This is a genomic window from Microcoleus sp. AT8-A3, from assembly GCF_036705675.1.
In the GTDB taxonomy this organism is placed as follows: Bacteria; Cyanobacteriota; Cyanobacteriia; order Cyanobacteriales; family Microcoleaceae; genus Microcoleus.
The window spans coordinates 1-16,977 of record NZ_JAUBVD010000040.1 but is presented as its reverse complement, the minus strand read 5'-3'; the positions used below and the strand labels follow the sequence as shown (position 1 = coordinate 16,977).

The 16,977-nt window shown below is 46.0% G+C and carries 17 protein-coding genes; 5 read left to right on the top strand and 12 right to left on the bottom strand.

Features of this window, described 5'->3' with window-relative positions:
* Window positions 1-167: 167 nt before the first annotated feature.
* The 4 genes from QUB51_RS21030 to lgt all read right to left on the bottom strand — a co-directional run bounded on the left by QUB51_RS21030 (window position 168) and on the right by lgt (window position 3,551).
* Window positions 168-650: a flavin reductase family protein gene (locus QUB51_RS21030; RefSeq protein ID WP_333056840.1), complete on the bottom strand. Its 483-nt coding sequence runs from the start codon at window positions 648-650 to the stop codon at window positions 168-170.
* Window positions 651-802: 152 nt separating this feature from the next.
* Window positions 803-1,639 (bottom strand): dienelactone hydrolase family protein, encoded by an 837-nt coding sequence (locus QUB51_RS21025; protein ID WP_333056839.1) that lies wholly within the window; start codon window positions 1,637-1,639, stop codon window positions 803-805.
* Window positions 1,640-1,748: 109 nt separating this feature from the next.
* On the bottom strand, window positions 1,749-2,537 hold the full coding sequence (gene cobM / locus QUB51_RS21020; protein WP_333212657.1) for a precorrin-4 C(11)-methyltransferase: 789 nt from the start codon (window positions 2,535-2,537) through the stop codon (window positions 1,749-1,751).
* 120 nt (window positions 2,538-2,657) lie between these two features.
* Complete coding sequence (lgt, locus tag QUB51_RS21015; RefSeq protein ID WP_333263147.1) at window positions 2,658-3,551, bottom strand: prolipoprotein diacylglyceryl transferase; 894 nt, start codon at window positions 3,549-3,551, stop codon at window positions 2,658-2,660.
* A gap of 368 nt (window positions 3,552-3,919) precedes the next feature.
* Here lgt and rlmN point away from each other — a divergent pair, with 368 nt between their 5' ends.
* Complete coding sequence (rlmN, locus tag QUB51_RS21010; protein ID WP_333263150.1) at window positions 3,920-5,035, top strand: 23S rRNA (adenine(2503)-C(2))-methyltransferase RlmN; 1,116 nt, start codon at window positions 3,920-3,922, stop codon at window positions 5,033-5,035.
* A gap of 398 nt (window positions 5,036-5,433) precedes the next feature.
* Here rlmN and QUB51_RS21005 read toward each other — a convergent pair whose 3' ends face one another.
* The 4 genes from QUB51_RS21005 to QUB51_RS20990 all read right to left on the bottom strand — a co-directional run bounded on the left by QUB51_RS21005 (window position 5,434) and on the right by QUB51_RS20990 (window position 8,363).
* On the bottom strand, window positions 5,434-6,468 hold the full coding sequence (locus tag QUB51_RS21005; RefSeq protein WP_333212662.1) for a class I SAM-dependent methyltransferase: 1,035 nt from the start codon (window positions 6,466-6,468) through the stop codon (window positions 5,434-5,436).
* A gap of 353 nt (window positions 6,469-6,821) precedes the next feature.
* A complete protein-coding gene (locus QUB51_RS21000) occupies window positions 6,822-6,971 on the bottom strand; it encodes a hypothetical protein (protein WP_333056830.1) in 150 nt (49 codons plus the stop codon).
* Window positions 6,964-7,635 (bottom strand): phosphoribosylglycinamide formyltransferase, encoded by a 672-nt coding sequence (purN, locus tag QUB51_RS20995; protein WP_445299431.1) that lies wholly within the window; start codon window positions 7,633-7,635, stop codon window positions 6,964-6,966. The genes QUB51_RS21000 and purN overlap by 8 nt, the downstream gene beginning before the upstream one ends.
* Window positions 7,636-7,787: 152 nt before the next feature.
* Complete coding sequence (locus QUB51_RS20990; RefSeq protein WP_333250488.1) at window positions 7,788-8,363, bottom strand: GNAT family protein; 576 nt, start codon at window positions 8,361-8,363, stop codon at window positions 7,788-7,790.
* Between the two features lie 59 nt (window positions 8,364-8,422).
* Here QUB51_RS20990 and QUB51_RS20985 point away from each other — a divergent pair, with 59 nt between their 5' ends.
* Window positions 8,423-9,313, top strand: coding sequence for a sugar ABC transporter permease (locus tag QUB51_RS20985; RefSeq protein ID WP_333263153.1), 891 nt, complete (start codon window positions 8,423-8,425; stop codon window positions 9,311-9,313).
* A gap of 153 nt (window positions 9,314-9,466) precedes the next feature.
* Here QUB51_RS20985 and QUB51_RS20980 read toward each other — a convergent pair whose 3' ends face one another.
* Window positions 9,467-10,060, bottom strand: a complete 594-nt coding sequence (locus QUB51_RS20980) for a DJ-1/PfpI family protein (protein ID WP_333056825.1) — start codon at window positions 10,058-10,060, stop codon at window positions 9,467-9,469.
* Window positions 10,061-10,138: 78 nt separating this feature from the next.
* On the opposite strand from QUB51_RS20980, the gene QUB51_RS20975 reads away from it, so the two are divergent.
* Window positions 10,139-10,504: a hypothetical protein gene (locus QUB51_RS20975; RefSeq protein ID WP_333056824.1), complete on the top strand. Its 366-nt coding sequence runs from the start codon at window positions 10,139-10,141 to the stop codon at window positions 10,502-10,504.
* 364 nt (window positions 10,505-10,868) lie between these two features.
* On the opposite strand, the gene psaX is transcribed toward QUB51_RS20975, so the two are convergent.
* Together psaX and QUB51_RS20965 are read right to left on the bottom strand one after the other, a co-directional pair.
* The gene (gene psaX / locus QUB51_RS20970) at window positions 10,869-10,973 is read right to left on the bottom strand and encodes a photosystem I protein PsaX (protein WP_333056903.1); all 105 of its coding nucleotides are present in this window, start codon (window positions 10,971-10,973) and stop codon (window positions 10,869-10,871) included.
* A 652-nt stretch (window positions 10,974-11,625) separates the two neighbouring features.
* Window positions 11,626-12,612, bottom strand: coding sequence for a lipoyl synthase (locus QUB51_RS20965; RefSeq protein WP_333058396.1), 987 nt, complete (start codon window positions 12,610-12,612; stop codon window positions 11,626-11,628).
* Window positions 12,613-12,810: 198 nt separating this feature from the next.
* Here QUB51_RS20965 and QUB51_RS20960 point away from each other — a divergent pair, with 198 nt between their 5' ends.
* Window positions 12,811-13,362 (top strand): response regulator, encoded by a 552-nt coding sequence (locus tag QUB51_RS20960; RefSeq protein WP_333058397.1) that lies wholly within the window; start codon window positions 12,811-12,813, stop codon window positions 13,360-13,362.
* Window positions 13,363-13,648: 286 nt separating this feature from the next.
* Window positions 13,649-14,740, top strand: coding sequence for a PfkB family carbohydrate kinase (locus QUB51_RS20955; protein ID WP_333058398.1), 1,092 nt, complete (start codon window positions 13,649-13,651; stop codon window positions 14,738-14,740).
* 330 nt (window positions 14,741-15,070) lie between these two features.
* Here the strand turns inward: QUB51_RS20955 and QUB51_RS20950 are convergent, their stop codons facing one another.
* Window positions 15,071-16,813, bottom strand: a complete 1,743-nt coding sequence (locus tag QUB51_RS20950; RefSeq protein WP_333058400.1) for a CapA family protein — start codon at window positions 16,811-16,813, stop codon at window positions 15,071-15,073.
* Between the last annotated feature and the right edge of the window lie 164 nt (window positions 16,814-16,977).

Genomic DNA, 16,977 nt, shown 5'->3' with positions numbered 1-16,977 from the left:
CGACGCACCCTACAAACTTAGCGCAAAAACTTATACAAACCCGGTTTCTGAGATTGAGCGCAGGGGCGAGAAACCGGGTTTCTACGAAGATTTCTCGTTATTCATCGCCAAAACTCGTAGAAACCCGGTTTCTGAGATGGAGTGCGAAACTAGCAACTGCCAAGTCTTTAGCCGCCGTAATTCCAACCGGTGCTTTCTAGCAGCAACGGATTCCCCTCTCGGTGGACGCCGGCTGCCAAAACTTCTCCCACATAAACCGTGTGATCCCCGTGTTCCACAGCGCCGACAACTTTGCACTCGATGTAACCCAGAGAATCCGAGATAATCGGACAACCAGTTTCCGCGCCGGGATAAAATTCTACATCCTCAAATTTATTGCCAACGCGGCGCTGCTGCTTGAAGAATTTCTGGGCTAACTCTTTTTGCCCTGCTTCTAGGAAACTCAAAGCAAAGACACCGCTGGCTTTGATCATGGCGTGGGATTTGGAGTCTTGCTTGACGCAGTTGACAACTAAGGGAGGGGTAAAAGAAGATTGCATCACCCAGCTAGCGGTGAAACCGTTGACTTCCTCCCCGTCTTTGACACCGCAGATGTACAATCCGTGAGGGATTTTCCGCAAGATGGTCTTTTTAGCTTGTTCGTCTAGCACGGGCTTACCTGTTCGATCGATAATTCTACACCGCTCAGTTTACCAATGTCGGGCCCACAAACCCACCTGTCTTAAGGGCTATTCGCTAATATTGCCTTTTTCGATCCCAAACTTGACACCAGTTTTAAGTGAAAATTAACAACTCAAAACTATCAAGAAACTCCATACTTTTTAAACCAATCTTGCATCCGTTTCCAAGCATCCTTAGCTTCTTTTTCCCGGTAACTGGGGCGATAGTCAGCGTTAAAAGCGTGGGGCGCATCTGGATAAAGCACAATTTCGGAACCGCTGCTACCAGTTTTGAGAACTTCCTGCATTTTCTCTACTGTATCGTTGGGAATTCCCTCGTCTTTGCCACCGTAAAGCCCCAATACAGGCACTTTCAAAGTTGCTGCAATGTCGATCGGCTGTTTGGGAGTTAAAGCCGTAGAATCGCCAACCAAACGCCCGTACCAAGCCACTCCAGCTTTGACTTTCGGGTTATGGGAAGAGTACAGCCAAACAATTCTGCCACCCCAGCAAAATCCTGTAATTCCCAACTTATTAATATTGCCTTTTCCTGATTTTTGTGCCCACTCTACGGTTGCATCTAAATCGGACATAACTTGCTCGTCAGGAACTTTCGAGACAACTTTACTCCTAATTTCTTGAATGTCGGTCATTTTAGAAACATCACCTTGACGGGCAAACATTTCTGGGGCGATCGCTAAATAACCTAATTTGGCAAAACGGCGGCAAATATCTTGAATGTGGGCGTGAACTCCGAAGATTTCTTGAATTACTAGAACCACGGGGAAATTGTTACCAGTAGCAGGCATTGCTCTGTAGGCTGGAATTGAGCCTTCTTTTACCGGAATTTTCACCTCACCTGCTATTAAACCAGCAGCATCGGTATTGATAACGGCAGCCGCAATAGGATGAACTGCTAAGGCAAATCCGGCGCTTAATGCGGTGACAGCGATAAATTGTCTGCGAGTTAAGTCTTTCATTGGTTATTGGTTATTGGTTATTGGTTATTGGGATATTGAAGTCAGAAGTCAGAAGGAAAAAAACAGCTATCCGTGTATCCGTGTCAAAATCCGTGTCGTGCCTTCTTGCTTATTCCTTCGATGGTCGGAACAGCCGATCGTGCTCTGGATGGTACAAGCGCGATCGCCCTTCTGCCGATTTTCCCAACGCCGGACTAATCACATACATTGTCGTTCTGATCAAATTATTTTCGCGCGTAGCAACGGCCATTTTGTCAAGGGGAACTAGCACAATTTTTTCATCGGGCCAGCCCAACCGATAACAAATCGCTACAGGCAAATCAGATGGGTAATGTTCCATCAATTTAGCTTGAGCTTGTTCGACATGGCGGGCGCTCAAATACAGGCACAAACTCGCTTGATGAGCCGCTAAACTCGCCAATTCTTCGCGATCTGGTACTTCGGTTCTGCCGCTAATTCGCGTCAAAATAATTGTCTGCACAACTCCCGGAACTGTCAACTCAATTTTAAGTTTAGCCGCCGCAAGTTGGAAAGCGCTAATTCCTGGGATTACCTCAAAAGCAATTCCCTCGGAGGCCAAAGCTTGCATTTGTTCGCCCACAGCCCCGTAGAGACAGGGATCGCCGGAATGGAGGCGGACGACGCTTTTTCCGTCGCGCACTCGCTCCACCATCAAAGGTACAATCTCTTCGAGGGTCTTATCCGCAGTTTGGATCGCTTCAGCATCTGCGCGCACCCCCTGCAAAATTTGCTCTGGGACTAGCGAATCAGCAAATAATATGACATCGGCTGCAGCCAGTAATTTTTGAGCCTTAACAGTCAACAAATCCGGGTCTCCCGGGCCTGCACCTACAATGTATACCCCTGGAATTAGGGCTTCAATCTCTGTCAAACTCATGGCTGCTAAAAAATTTGCTAAATTTACGGACGCTTCCGGATGTACCTATTTTGGTTGGAAGTAATAGATGGTAGATGCACCCTGGTTTTGAACCCTAGAGACTAACCTCTCTGGGGTTTTTTATTGATCCTCTGGCAATTTCGGAGTGATCTTTGCCCGATCGCTATTGGGGGAGACAACATCGGGTAAAGGTCGATCGAGCAAATAAAGCCAAGCCAAACCGCCCAACCCTAAAATCATCCCAGTCAAGCTTACCATCTGTGCCGTCCGCAGCGGCCCGAACATCAAACTATCAGTCCGCAACCCTTCAATCCAGACTCTACCGGAACTGTAAGCTGCGATATAAACCAAAAACAAAGCACCAATTTTCAAACGAATTTTGCCCTGCAAATCGCGGAAAAACAAACTCAGAAGTAACCCAAATACTGCCAAATTCCATAAGGATTCGTATAGAAATGTGGGGTGGAAATATTCAAAATTAGCGTAGGCTGGCGGGCGGCTGTTTGGCGGAATATAGAGTTTCCAAGGCAAATCCGTAGGACTGCCAAAAGCTTCGGAGTTAAAGAAATTTCCCCAGCGTCCGATCGCCTGACCGAGAATTGCCGAAGGCGCGATTAAATCTGCCAATTGCCAAAAAGAAACTCGCTGGATTTTTGCAAAAATTAAAGCTGCGATCGTGCCCCCCAAAATCGCCCCGTGAATGGCAATTCCGCCTTTCCAAATCGCAATAATATCTTCAGGCCTCTGGGCGTATTGCGGCCACTCGAAAGCCACGTAATAAATTCGAGCGCAGGGAATAGCGCCCAAAACCAGCCAAATTGCCAAATCACCCAGCAATTCCGGGTTGACGCGGCGCTTTTCGGCCAAGTATTGGGAGAGACTGACCCCAATCAAGACGGCAGAAGCTATCAACAGCCCGTACCAGCGAATGGCTGCGGGGCCAAGTTGAAAGATAATTGGGCCCGGCGATGTAAATTGAAACGCTAAAGGCAGCGCAAGAATATTTAACACCATAAAATTTGCATTAATTGTGATGGAAAGCTGTCAAATTTGCATACCCTTTAACAAACTCCAGAGTTTATTTTAGGTGGCGGCGGTCATTTACACGCAATATTTGGAGAATTTTACCAAATATTAACTGAATTCTTGATTTGGAAGATTGCTGTCTAGAGTTTTTTTGTGAATCCACAATAAGAGCCCCCTAACCCCCTTTTTTTAAGGGGGGGAACCGGATTATTCTTAAAGTCCCCCTTCTTAAGGGGGATTTAGGGGGATCGAGATTCCGCCTTCTGCCTTTTACATAAGTGCCTTTTTGAGGATTAACGGCAGTTTTGGTCGAGAAGTTTTAATATGGAGGATGGCTTTAAATTTTCTAATGACCTATGTCTCCTACTTCCGTTTCTCAGGTGTACTCTTCTGGTAATTCCAAGGGTGCGAATCAGTCTCGCAAGACTGCTGCTTTGGCTGTTGAGTCGGGTAAAATTCCACCTCTGTTGGGGGCGAGTTTGGCTGAGTTAACGGAGTGGGTGCAGCAAAACGGGCAGCCTGCTTATCGGGGAAAGCAGTTGTACCAGTGGATTTATGAGAGAGGTGCGCGATCGATCTCTGACATTTCTGTATTCTCGAAGCAGTGGCGCGAGACTGTTGCTAAAATCCCGATCGGGCGATCGACCATTCACTATCGATCGGTCGCACCAGACGCCACGGTAAAGTATCTCTTAAAATTGGCAGACGGTCAAATCATTGAAACCGTAGGCATTCCCACCGATAAACGGCTGACTGTGTGCGTCTCAGCCCAAGTTGGCTGCGCGATGGGATGCGACTTTTGCGCTACCGGAAAAGGCGGTTTCAAGCGCAATTTAGAAGTAAACGAAATCGTCGATCAAGTCTTGACTGTACAGCAAGATTTTGGCCGCCGAGTCAGCCACATCGTATTTATGGGAATGGGCGAACCCCTGCTGAATTTCGATAATGTTGTAGCTGCTGTCAAGTGTTTGAATCAAGATGTAGGAATTGGACAGCGAAACATCACCATTTCTACAGTAGGAATTCGCAATCGCATCAGCCAACTAGCCGAACATCAACTGCAAGTTACCCTCGCCGTCAGCCTCCACGCTTCCAATCAAAGATTGCGCGAAGAGTTAATTCCTAGCGCCCGCCCTTATCCTTTGGGTGAGTTAATCGCCGAATGTCGGGAATATGTGCGATCGACTGGACGCAGATTAAGTTTTGAATACGTACTTTTAGCAGGTGTGAATGACTTGCCGGAACACGCAGCCGAGTTAGCAACTCACTTGCGCGGTTTTCAGTGTCACGTCAATTTGATTCCTTACAATCCGATTCAGGAAGCTGAATATAAGCGACCGACTCCCAATCGAATTAACAGTTTTGTGTCGGTTTTGAAGGAAAAGAAAATTGCAGTTAGCGTGCGGTATTCTCGCGGCTTAGAAGCAGATGCAGCCTGCGGACAATTGCGGGCATCCGAGGTGGAGGCTTAGGTTTTTAACCGCTAAAATTTGTTGTATGGTGGGTTATATCTGAGATGTTCCACCATTCTCAACTAGCCTTTTGCAGGCGGGCAGGATGCCCAACCCCTACTCCCCACAAGAAGAAAACTCCATCTGTGTGGAACAGGCATCTTGCCTGTTCTTAAGAATGGTGCAATATCTGAGTTAGACCACGTTATTTTATCAATCATCGATAAACTATATTGTGACCGAAAGCATCCAGGATACAAGCCCCTGGATTCATCCGTCCAGAAATAAAAAACCTGTATCCGATAAAGGAACCCCCGAATTTATCCGTGGGGTCAATGCTTCGATTCTAAAATCTAAAATCTAAAATCTAAAATCTAAAATCTAAAATCTAAAATCGATTGACGCACCATACTAACTCTCTACAAGCGTTTAACAAGTATCCACCGCAACTCTAACGGCGGTGTTTCTTGCACAGGAAATAAATCGCGCCCGCTAGCCCAACTGACAAACCAAGGTGTCGGCGGCCACGCAGAGTCAGGCAAATGTTTTTGTTCGTATTCAATCACAGATTCATCGGAAATAATTTCTAACGGCAAACCCTCGATTGCTGCTTGCAATTCTTCTCTGGTAATCAGATAAGACCAACACAATTCAGACATTTGTTTTGCTATCTCGTCGGGTTCGTACCCATCTACAGCTAAGAAAGCACTGAATAAGATAAACCCGCCACTTAAAACAGCATCGGACATTTTGCCCAGGAAAAGACGAATTTGTTCGGGGTAGCGGAAGTGAGAGAGAACTTCGGTAGCAATGGCTAATTTGTAACGATAAGTTTTCATCCTCAATAATGGGTCTAAAACGTCGCCTTGGGTGACATTTATCGGCAAGTTTTCGGCGGTGGCTGCTGCTGATAGTTTCTCGGCAAATATCGGTGTTAGTTCGATCGCATCCACGGAATGACCTAACCTTGCTAAGGGCAAACTATTGCGCCCTGGGCCCGCACCAACATCTAAAATAGGTGCTTTTCCCGGTTCGCCTAATTCGGCGGCAATGGCGATGACTTTGGCATCGGGATGGCTGCCGAATAAAGGTTCGGGGCGAATATCCGGCCAGCTATGATATTTCTGGGCCATTGATTCGATTTGAATCTTGGTATTCAGAGTAATGCCGCCGGCTAAACCGCTTTGGGAATTGGCGGGAAAATAGGAGACTATGAGATTAGCGTGGGGGGAATTTTTGAATCCTTCTGCTAAGGCGTTGGCGATTAATGTTCGCAAGTTTTCAGCTTGGGCAGCGTCGATGTTTTGTCCGAGGATGTTTAAGAAGTCTGACAGTAATTTAAGATAGTCGTCTAGCATCGATGGCAAGCAAGGCAGATAGAATTCTCCCTTGAGGCCGATGCTTTTTTTGAGCCTTTCTTTGAGAATTAATTTCAGGCGATTCGAGTCTATCATTCGATTTTAGATTTTAGATTTTAGATTTTAGATTGACTCTCGCATTGAATCGGGAACCTAGAACAAGACTCTAAAATTTTGATCTTTGCAGCACTTACAGCATATTCGGTGGTTTATGAAGTACAGTAGAAACCTTAATTGTGTGCTGTTAATCTGTAGGGTGCGTCGCTACGAGATATTGGATATATAGCGGATTCCAGGTTTATAAAGTACACCCCAGAAACCGGGTTTCTTCTGGATTTCTCGCCAGAAACCGGTTTTATTCAAGAAACCCGGTTTCTCTGTACTTCACTTACCTGGAAAGTGCTGTAACTTACAGATTGACGGGTGGCGACGCACCAAACAGCGGGCCATCAGATTATGTGTACCACATATAAATGGAATATGCTGTAAGTCATTCGCAACTCTCCGTTTTTGGGCGGAGTCAGCGGCGGGCCTGTTTCGGGTGATTCGCCCACGGGCAATTTGGGGATAGATGCGGCACTGGTAAGGTTTTTAGTCACAATATTTTTGATTAGATTCGGCAATAAGTGCGATCGCACCGAGCATAATCTTGTGCTCTTGCACCTGAATTCTCGCGTGCAGCGTTTCTGCGGTATCATCAGGCAATACGGGCACCGCAGCCTGCATTAAAATCGGCCCGCTGTCTACTTCCAAACGGGCGATATGCACCGTACATCCGGTGATTTTAACCTTAGCGGCCAGTGCTTGCTCGACGGCGCGAATTCCTGGGAAACTCGGCAGTAAGCTGGGGTGAATGTTAATAACGCGATCGGGAAAAGCATCAAACAAAACTTCGGTAACAATTCGCATCCAACCCGCCATCACTACCCATTCTACATCATATTCTTGAAAAGTTTTGACAATTTTTGTATCCAATTCTTCGCGACTTTTGCAGTCGCGGTGATTGAGAAGAATCGAGGGAATGCCGTATTTTTCGGCTCTGGCTGCGGCTTTGGCTTCGGGGTTGTTGTAAATTAATACTGGGATTTGAGCGTTGAGTTGTTGGTTTTGAATGGCTTGGGCAATTACCTCGAAGTTGCTGCCGCTTCCTGATGCTAAAACTCCTAATTTTAAGGGCTTACTAAGAGAAGCATCTTTTTCGACTTTGGCGGCAGGAATTGCGGGGACAATCAAACAATCTCTGGAATTGGTATTTGCTGTTATCATAAAATTTTTAGTTGGCTCTCAAAATTGTACCACCTGTAATATCAATTTCGGTAACATCGGAATTAATATGGCCCGACCGAAATCAGGACACGGCACTGCCGTGTCGAAAGCTTATCATTCCGGCGCAGCCGGAATTGATATAACGAGTGCTAATCTGGTCGAGCGGCAAAAAAATCATCCCTGAGAATCGAATAAATTTTGAGATCCCAGTATTCGCCTTTGACAAATATCTGCTGTCGCAATATTCCTTCCAATTGCATCCCCACTTTTTCCATTACGCGCGCCGATCCAATATTGCTAACTTTACATTTAGCCTCAATTCTATTCAACAGCATTTCCCGAAACCCGAACTCCATGATTGCATTGACAGCCTCGCTCATATATCCTTGATTCCAATATTTTCGAGAAATCGCGTATCCCATTTCAGCGCGACTGTGTGTCATGCTCCATCCCACATATCCGCAAGTACCGATAAATTTGTTATCGGCTTTGTGAACTATCCCCCAATCCACAAGTTCTCGTTTTTTGTACATTTTTAGCAGCGATTTTATAAAATACTTAGTGTCTTCGATCGAGGTATGAGTTGACCAGGTTGTGTATTTTGACACTTCGGGATCTAAACCATACTCAAACATATCGCTGGCATCGTTTAAAGTAATTTTCCTCAGCAGCAGTCTCTCAGTTTCTATCGTGGGTAAATTGGCTAATATATCGAGAAGATTCATTGTGAAATTGACCTATATTGTGATACCATTTAAAACTAAAAGCTAAAATTTACAAGCCAATGGTTCGGATTAAATTTGGGCGTTTTAACTGGTTGGATAATGATGCGATCGCAGCTTGGACTTTTCTGGCCCCAGCTTTGCTGTTTCTGGGTACTTTTTTGATTGGGCCGATCGCCTATTTATTTTACCTCAGCTTTACCAGCGGCAGCTTTACCCAGTCGGGATTGCGTTGGATTGGCTTCAACAACTACTGGCGTCTAGTCACAAACCCGGATTTCTGGCAAATCCTCCAAAATACGCTCTATTTTACTACTGCAACAGTCATTCCCAGTTTAGTGATTCCATTGGGCTTAGCAGTTTTGCTAAATCGCTCGTTTGCTTGGCGAGGAGCTCTCCGCACCGCTTATTTTATTCCTTCGATTACCTCTTTAGTTGCAGTTGGCTTGGGTTGGCGGTGGTTGTTTCAAACCGAAGGCCCGGTGAATAGTGTGTTAATGGCGATCGGCTTAAATCCAATTCCTTGGCTTAGCAGCACAGTTTGGGCAATGCCTGTGATCATTCTGCTCAGTGTTTGGAAACAATTAGGCTTTAATATGGTAGTATTTTTAGCAGGATTGCAAGCAATTCCGGTAAATCGTTACGAAGCCGCAGAATTGGATGGAGCTAATGCTTGGCAGCAATTTTTGTACATCACTTTACCCGGTTTGCGGCCGACTTTAGTATTTGCTACTGTCACTACTGCTATTTTTACTCTGCGGAGTTTCGAGCAAGTTTACGTCATCACCGGCGGCGGCCCTTTAAACTCTACTAATTTGCTAGTTTATTATATTTACGAGCAAGCTTTTTCGCAATTTGATTTTGGCTATGCAGCCGCAGCGGCAACTTTCCTGATGGCTGTAGCTTTGCTATTAGTCTATTTACAACTAAAAGTTTGGGGCGAAGATACTTGATATCACATCCGGCAGTGTATGGGTGGGGCGGGGCGGGTTTACCGAATTGTTTGTTGTAGGCAATTATGGTTGGTAAAACCCGCCCCAACGCGCAAATTATACAATTAACAATGCCCAATGCCCGATGCCCAATGCCCGATGCCCAATGCCCAATTACCCATTCCCAATTTTATATTCCATGTACTCTGCTGTTTGTTGAGCTTGTGCTGTACCCAAAAGTTTGCCGACAACGTGCAGAGACATATCAATTCCCGCAGCAATTCCCCCAGAAGTGATGATTTTGCCGTTATCTACAAATCGCTGATTTTCGATAATAGTTGTGTTGGGCGCTAATTCTTTCAATAAATCCAATGCTTGATGGTGGGTAGTTGCTGCCAAACCTTCCAACAAACCAGCTTTTGCCAAAAGCAGCGAACCCGTACAGACAGAAAGCACTAATTCTGCTGTTCGGGCACAATCTTTTATCCAGTTAATAACTGCTGAATTATCGATTAACTTTCTAGTACCTTGTCCTCCCGGTACAATTAAAATATCCGGTGGCGGACAATCGGAAATGGTGCAGTCGGGATTTACACTCAAACCATTGCGGGTTTTGACAGCACCGGGATGTTCGGCTACGGTAGAGACTGCAAAAGGTCGCTCGCCCTTACTTAATTCTGATGTCACCGAAAACACTTCAAAAGGGCCTGCAAAGTCCAGTACCTCCACATCATCGAATATTAAAATAGCTACCTTCCTAGTTGCCATAAGACCTACTTCTGATAGAGGCAAAAAATCTCGGCGATTTGTTATCGTAGAACAGGTATAATTTAAATTATTAAAGCTATGCCGAAAAATATCCGCCATCGCGCCGTAACAATCTGTCTTTTATGTCTGGCTTGCGCCTTAGCAATTGCTGTTGCGCCAATTGTCACGCCCGCTCAATCCACAAGCCAATTAGAATTTCGCATTACTCAATTAGAAAGGCAAATTTCTGAACTCAGGGGACAAATCTACAGCTTGCAGAACCAAGGTTCGAGAGTTAACAGGCCTCAGTCTCCTGCCCCTTCCGGTTCTGGTCGCACAAATCCTAGACCGCTGTCGGGAGACCCGATGTTTGACAATTTAGCAACTTTGGCAATTGAAACTAAGCAAGATGTTATTAAAATTCAAGAGCGCTTGTCAAAGCTAGAAGCGTCGAGAAATCGCTAGAGAAGTCAATCGATTTTAGATTTTAGATTTTAGATTTTAGATTTTAGAATTGAAGCATTGACTTGCGCGAGATAAATACGTTCGGCAAGTTTCATCGGATACACATTTTTTATTTTTCCACGGATGAATCACGTGGCGGGTATTCTGGATGCTTTCGGTCATTAGTCATTGGTCATTGGTCATTAGTCAGAAGGAAGAGGTTCAAGGGAAGAGGGAAGAAGTCAGTAGTCATTAGTTAGAAGGATGAAGTCATATTATCCCCAACTCAAAACTCAAAACTCTCTGCCTCTCCCCTCTCCTTCTCTCCCATTCTCCGACGTTGAGGTCGAGAACAGCAGGGTCTGCTAAAAGTTAACTTGCAGAACTATTCAATGATATGGAAATAATAGGCTGCAACCACAAAATTGATGGCTAACAACAACAGAAACCAGCCTGCGCGAAATGTGTAAGGGAATTTGCCCGTTTTCATCACGGAGTCGGATTTTAATTGGTTCTTCGCTATCTCTGGCATAGGTAAAGCTCCTAATTGATAATGTCACTCTCTTTACAAATACCAGAGAGCGTCGCACTTATGCACAATCCTCTAGAGTTATTTTTTTTGACACTCCCCTGCCTGAAGGCGAGGGGATTCTTGGTTCTGCGACATACCTTAAAACTATCTATCCTTGCGGCAGTGTTTAAACCAGGTATCCGTTCAAAAGAACCAAATATCGAGCTTAATTTAGATAGCCTCGCGAGGGTTTGTCTCCCCAAGCTTTCGAGAATTGCTTCTCTTGTTTCTGTGTGCCCCACAGTACATTTTAGACAGTACATTTTAGAAATAAAAAGTTTAGTCTCTGATTTTGGCTTACATTAGTTAGCCCAGCTATGTTTTTCGTGGTTTTCGCTACCCACTAACCATTATTGTTTTCCGACCAGTAGTTTGAGCGTGGTGTCTCATGTGTATCGGCGGTTATTCAACCTGTAGTCTAGTTATTGTACTCTACAATGAACACAATGCAAGAAAGTTCAAGAAAACACTTAACAAAAGTTGATAATTAATTAAAGCCGTCCTAGAAGGACGGGGCTTTATACCCAATTTCTTGGTAACAAGTTTATACCGAGTTGAATTCAAATTAGTTTCAATCGTTTTCTCCGGCGTGGTAGGAACTGCGGACGAGAGGCCCCGATCGCACGCGCTCAAAGCCCATCTCCCGCGCGATCGACCCAAAACGGTCAAATTCGGCTGGCGTCCAGTATTTACGCACTGGGAGGTGCTCTAGAGATGGTCTCATGTATTGACCGAGAGTGAGCCGATCGCACTTGGCGTCCCGCAAATCAATCATCGCTTCGACTATCTCGGCTTCGGTTTCCCCGTGCCCCAACATCAAACCGGATTTGGTGGGAATAGTTGGGTCATATTGCTTGACAATACGCAGAACGTCGATCGAGCGATCGTACTTGGCCCCCCTCCGCACCGGCCCTTGCAACCGCCGCACCGTCTCAATATTGTGGTTGTAACAAGCCGGTTTAGCCTCCACCACCGTGCGAATCCGCTGTCGCTGCAACTCATCGAGACCGCAATTCTCCCCCTCGGCGGGCACGGGGAGGGCGGGCACGGGGGCACCGCCCCTACCTGTTCCCCCCCAAAAATCCGGCGTCAGTACCTCAACTTCAGTATGCGGGTTCAGAAGGCGGATTTGGGCGATCGTCCTGGCAAACCAACCCGCACCCCCATCCGGCAAATCATCCCTCGCCACCGAAGTCAGCACCGCATAGCGCAAACCCAACAACTGCACAGCCTCGGCCACCTTTTGCGGTTCCTCCGGGTCTAGGGGCATCGGAGAATGACCTTTATCTACTTGACAAAAAGCACAAGCGCGGGTGCAAATGGGCCCCATCAACAAAAAAGTCGCCGTTTTTTGGGCGTAGCACTCGCCCCGGTTGGGGCATCTCCCCTCCTCACAAATCGTGTGAATTTGCCGCTGTTTGATAATTTTTTGCACTTGGGAAATTTCGCTAGCTTTGCCAACGGGCCTACGCAACCACTCCGGCATCGCCTCGATTTCACCCCGCATTTGAGCGGCAACTGCTTTGACAGTAGGAGTTTTAGGAGTTTGGGGCGACATAAAATTAAGTGGTGATTGAGTTAATTCCTTCGATCGTATCCGAAATCAAAGCCCCTGAACTTGTAGGAGTATCACCCGAAATCCGAATCGCGCCGAAATGCAACAAAACTAAACTCGCCCAGAATTATGGGTAGAATTCTGTTAGGGATATACTGAAGGTTGCAAATCATCACTCATTCATTACTGAAGGAGTCAGTCGTGGCTGGTCAAAAAATCTTGGTAATCGATGACAGTAAAGTCATCCGCGTCCGAGTCCGAGAGATGTTGCCGCAGGGTAACTTTGAAGTTCTAGAAGCAAAAGACGGCGAAGAGGGACTCAAACTGATCCGTCAAGCCCGGCCCAATCTAATTATGTTAGATTTCCTACTGCCCAAAGTCAGCGGTTGGGAAGTGTATCAAAAAGTGCAAGCCCATCCTGAGCTTTCTAAGATACCTTTGGTGATCATGTCGGGCCGCGAAGAAGAGGTGATGGAAAAAATTCCGAAACCCTTTGAGAAGCATTTTTTTGCATTCATCGCCAAACCGTTTGAAAAGAAGCAGCTAACCGAGGCGATCAAATCGGCCATGGTACTGGCCAAAAAGAAACCAGTGCCGGAAGCCCCAGCAGCCCCCGCTGCAGCCACTTCTGGAGCGGGCGCCGCCGAAATTCAGGCGATGACTGTGAAAATGGCGAAAATGCAAGCGGAAATTGATGCACTCAAAAAACAAATGACTCAGGTGATTACGATCATCAAGCAGAAATTGAAATAATTCTGCTGTTTTTTGAAGGCACTTATGTAGAATGAAACTTCCACACCGTGAAACTTTCAGTTGAGTCTCAAAGGCTGCGATTTTATCCGCATTTTTTTGCCAAATTGTTTGAGCGAGTGCGATCGCCAATAGCCTGCAACTGGTTTCTCAAAATCCCAGTGAGAAAATCAATTAAAAGTTAAAAATAAAATAAGGGAGGAAATTAATTATTAAATTATATTAGGATTTTTAATTCCCGCTCGTTCCACACTCAATTATCAACTCCTCAGTCTCATTTTTTTGGTTAATGACTAACGACTATTCCGATTTTTTGCCTCAACTGCGTGCCTCAACAGAGCAATTATTGAAAAGATTAGACTGCTTCGATCGAGCGCAGGTATTAGCGATCGGAGATTTGACCTTGGACGAGTTTCTTACCGGACAAGTAGAGCGAATTTCCCGCGAAGCACCTGTGTTGATTTTGCGCTACGAAAATACTCAGCAAGTACCCGGAGGTGGCGCAAATGCTGTCTATAATTTAGCCAAACTGGGAGGCAAAGTAAAAGTTGCTGGTTTGGTGGGAAAAGACGACCAGGGAAAGGCTTTGTGCGGTATTTTTGAGGCGGCGGGAATTGATACGGGTGGGATTTTAATCGATTCGCAGCGTCCAACTGTCACCAAAACTCGAATTTCCGGGCACGCGCGGCAGTCGGTGACTCAGCAAATTGTACGAGTCGATCGCAAATCGGACGAGTTGCCGGATTTAGATTTGCAGTTGCAACTGGCAGACTACATCCGGCAGCAAATACCGACAGTAGATGCCGTGGTTTGTTCCGACTACGGCGACGGAGTTTGGACGAATTTGGCGATCGAATCGGCAGTGGTTCCCGGCAAAACAATTGTAGACGCTCAAATAAATTTGCAGCGATATTCTGGAGCAATGCTGTTTACTCCGAACTTGCCAGAAGCCGAGCAAGCCGTCGGATATGCTATCAAAAACCCTCAAACTTTAATGCAAGCAGGACGCGATTTATTGAACTTAACTCAAGCTCAAAAAATCCTGATTACTCGCGGTGAAGAAGGGATGAGTTTGTTTGAAAGGGCGAACGGCGAAGAAATCAAAAATTCACCCCCTCCAACATCCATTTGTGAAAAGGGGGAATTTGCCATTCAAAGTTGGGACATTCCCCCTTTTAACAAGACTGATGTATTTGACGTAACCGGTGCTGGAGATACAGTTGTAGCAGCAATGACTTTAGCTTTGTGCGTCGGTGCATCCGGTTGGGAAGCGGCAGTTTTGGGCAATTTGGCGGCTAGTATTGTCGTGCGTCAATTCGGTACGGCAACGACGACTGCAGACGAAATGAAAGAAGCTTTGAAAACGATGATCGATCACTAATCAGTTGTAATGGGTGATTGATTATTACTTGTTCCCAGGCTCTTCCTGGTAACGCAGATCCGGAGGCTCAGCCTCCAATTTACTTGTTCCCAGGCTCTTCCTGGTAACGCAGATCCGGAGGCTCAGCCTCCAATTTTCCCATCGCTTTTCGAGGCTGAGCCTCTAGATATCGGTTCCCAGGCAGAGCATGGGAACCAGCGATTAAAGGCCGGGGCGGGTTTACAGATTTTCCCGTTTCTATTCAATATCTTGGCGAACCCGCCCCTACAGGAATCATGGTTAATTGACCGGACATGATATTACTACTGACTAATGACTAATCACTAACGACTACTTACTTTTTTTCAAAATTTGCCCCTTGTCATCAATTATCAAACCGCTATTGGGAAAATCGCTCTTTGTCAAACGGTTAATCAAACCCACAGTCCTAAATTTGTTATCAACAGCCGGAACACCTCGCCCGTCAAGTTGGACGGGGATAATCTTACCAGAAACAAAATCCCCTTTCGGAGTCATTTTCACATCCAAAATTAGAGATTGACCGAGTGTTCCTGCTGTGGACAAAGTGCGATAACCCAAAAAATTTCCCAGGGAATAAGCAATCAATTTCCCTTTATAAAGTTCCATCGCTCGCGGGACGTGCGGGCCATGTCCCAAAATCAAATCGGCTCCCGCATCAATCATCGTCCGCGAAAACAAAACCATATTTCCCCGGTTTTCTCCGTAAAAGAACTCAGTTTTATTTCTCACATTCAGAGCTCCCGTTCCTTCCGCTCCAGCATGAACTGATATCACTACAATATCAGCGTTTTGCTTGGCTTTTTTGACAACTTCTGCTCCCGCTTTGAGTTCCAGCAAGGAATTGTGAACGTCGCCGTAGTTGCTGAAACCGATAAAGGCAAAATTCACGCCCTTGACATTTTTATAAACAATTTGATCTCTTTTGCCAACAGCCTTCATGCCGTTGCTGTCGATGTTTTTAATCGTGTCATTAAATCCTTTCTCGTGAAAATCGTAAGAGTGATTGTTGGCAATATTCAAAATATCAAAACCAACATCTTTGAAAATTTTGGCATAACTCGGAGGCGTCCGAAAGGCAAACAGCATTCGTCCGCCGCCTGCTTTGGAACTGTAAGGATGATCGGTCATCGTGCTTTCAAAATTGCCAAACAGAATATCAGCTCCTTTGAGGTACGGTTTTACCGACTCTAATAACATCTCTTTTTTTGCCGGCAGTTTGTTGTAGGGATAATTTGTGCCGGGGATCATGTCACCAACTGCTTTGATGCTGACTGTGGCGGGCACAATGGCAGGTTTTGTGGCGGCAGGGGAGGGCGGTTTTGGAGCTGGAAGGGGTTTGGCTGCGGGTGTCGAGCTCACTTCTTGTACCGCAGGCTTTGACGTTAGAGGGTTATTAGTAGCGGTGGGTGAGGATTTGTAAAGTTGAGAAGCCAGCACAAAGCCGGATATCGGTACGAGAATTAGACTCAGAGCACCGACTGACAGCCCAGATTTTTTAGTTTTAGTGCCTGCTAATTCTGGCTGGGGTGATGGCTTTTGCTGCCTTTGGTTTGGGGGTTTTGGAGTTGGGATTTTAGAGGGTTGGGGCGGAGATTTTTCTGGTATTTGAGTGGGCGCCGTTGTGACATTTTGAGTTTTTTCTAGCTTGGGCAAAGTCACAGGAATGGGAGAAGCTGCTACACTAGCGGCTACTGCTGCACTCGCAGCTACTGCGGCATTCACGGCAACTAACGGACTCACGGGTGCGGCAGTCAAGCGTTTTTTTAATTCTACCGTCTGAGTCCAAGCGGGCAATTGCTGGCCGTCGCGCCGCCCGTAAACTGTCACTGAGTAAAGGTTATTTGGTTGCAGCCGCTGCAACCCTTTGACTGCGACTCGGAGACAGGCTTCTTCTGCGGGCAAATGTTCTGCTTCCAGCAGCAGGTGCAGGGTGTCGTTTTCCCGGCTGGCTTTAGCCGTGACGCCGAAGCTTTGGAGTGCTTGGCCGATCAGAAATGCGATCGCCCTGGCATCGCCTTCTTTTGCTAAATTTAAAATATCTTGTTGGCTCACAAACGCCTCTACTCTCACACTAGAAATTTAGCTCGATCTTATATCAAATTTGGCTGCACAGCATTAAATACCGATTGATTTAACTTAAGTAAGGAATGAGAATTAAATAACTTCCACTCTTGAAAGTGGGATGGGCGTCCCGCCCGTCCAAAAAGGACGGGCGG

Excerpts from the sequence above, each read along its gene's own strand:
- QUB51_RS20985 (WP_333263153.1), top strand. The coding sequence starts at position 8,423 with ATGGTTCGGATTAAATTTGGGCGTTTTAACTGGTTGGATAATGATGCG.
- QUB51_RS20990 (WP_333250488.1), bottom strand. The coding sequence starts at position 8,363 with ATGAATCTTCTCGATATATTAGCCAATTTACCCACGATAGAAACTGAG.
- QUB51_RS20980 (WP_333056825.1), bottom strand. The coding sequence starts at position 10,060 with ATGGCAACTAGGAAGGTAGCTATTTTAATATTCGATGATGTGGAGGTA.
- QUB51_RS20975 (WP_333056824.1), top strand. The coding sequence starts at position 10,139 with ATGCCGAAAAATATCCGCCATCGCGCCGTAACAATCTGTCTTTTATGT.
- QUB51_RS20965 (WP_333058396.1), bottom strand. The coding sequence starts at position 12,612 with ATGTCGCCCCAAACTCCTAAAACTCCTACTGTCAAAGCAGTTGCCGCT.
- psaX (WP_333056903.1), bottom strand. The coding sequence starts at position 10,973 with ATGAAAACGGGCAAATTCCCTTACACATTTCGCGCAGGCTGGTTTCTG.
- lgt (WP_333263147.1), bottom strand. The coding sequence starts at position 3,551 with ATGGTGTTAAATATTCTTGCGCTGCCTTTAGCGTTTCAATTTACATCG.
- QUB51_RS21025 (WP_333056839.1), bottom strand. The coding sequence starts at position 1,639 with ATGAAAGACTTAACTCGCAGACAATTTATCGCTGTCACCGCATTAAGC.
- rlmN (WP_333263150.1), top strand. The coding sequence starts at position 3,920 with ATGTCTCCTACTTCCGTTTCTCAGGTGTACTCTTCTGGTAATTCCAAG.
- cobM (WP_333212657.1), bottom strand. The coding sequence starts at position 2,537 with ATGAGTTTGACAGAGATTGAAGCCCTAATTCCAGGGGTATACATTGTA.
- QUB51_RS21005 (WP_333212662.1), bottom strand. The coding sequence starts at position 6,468 with ATGATAGACTCGAATCGCCTGAAATTAATTCTCAAAGAAAGGCTCAAA.
- QUB51_RS20955 (WP_333058398.1), top strand. The coding sequence starts at position 13,649 with ATGACTAACGACTATTCCGATTTTTTGCCTCAACTGCGTGCCTCAACA.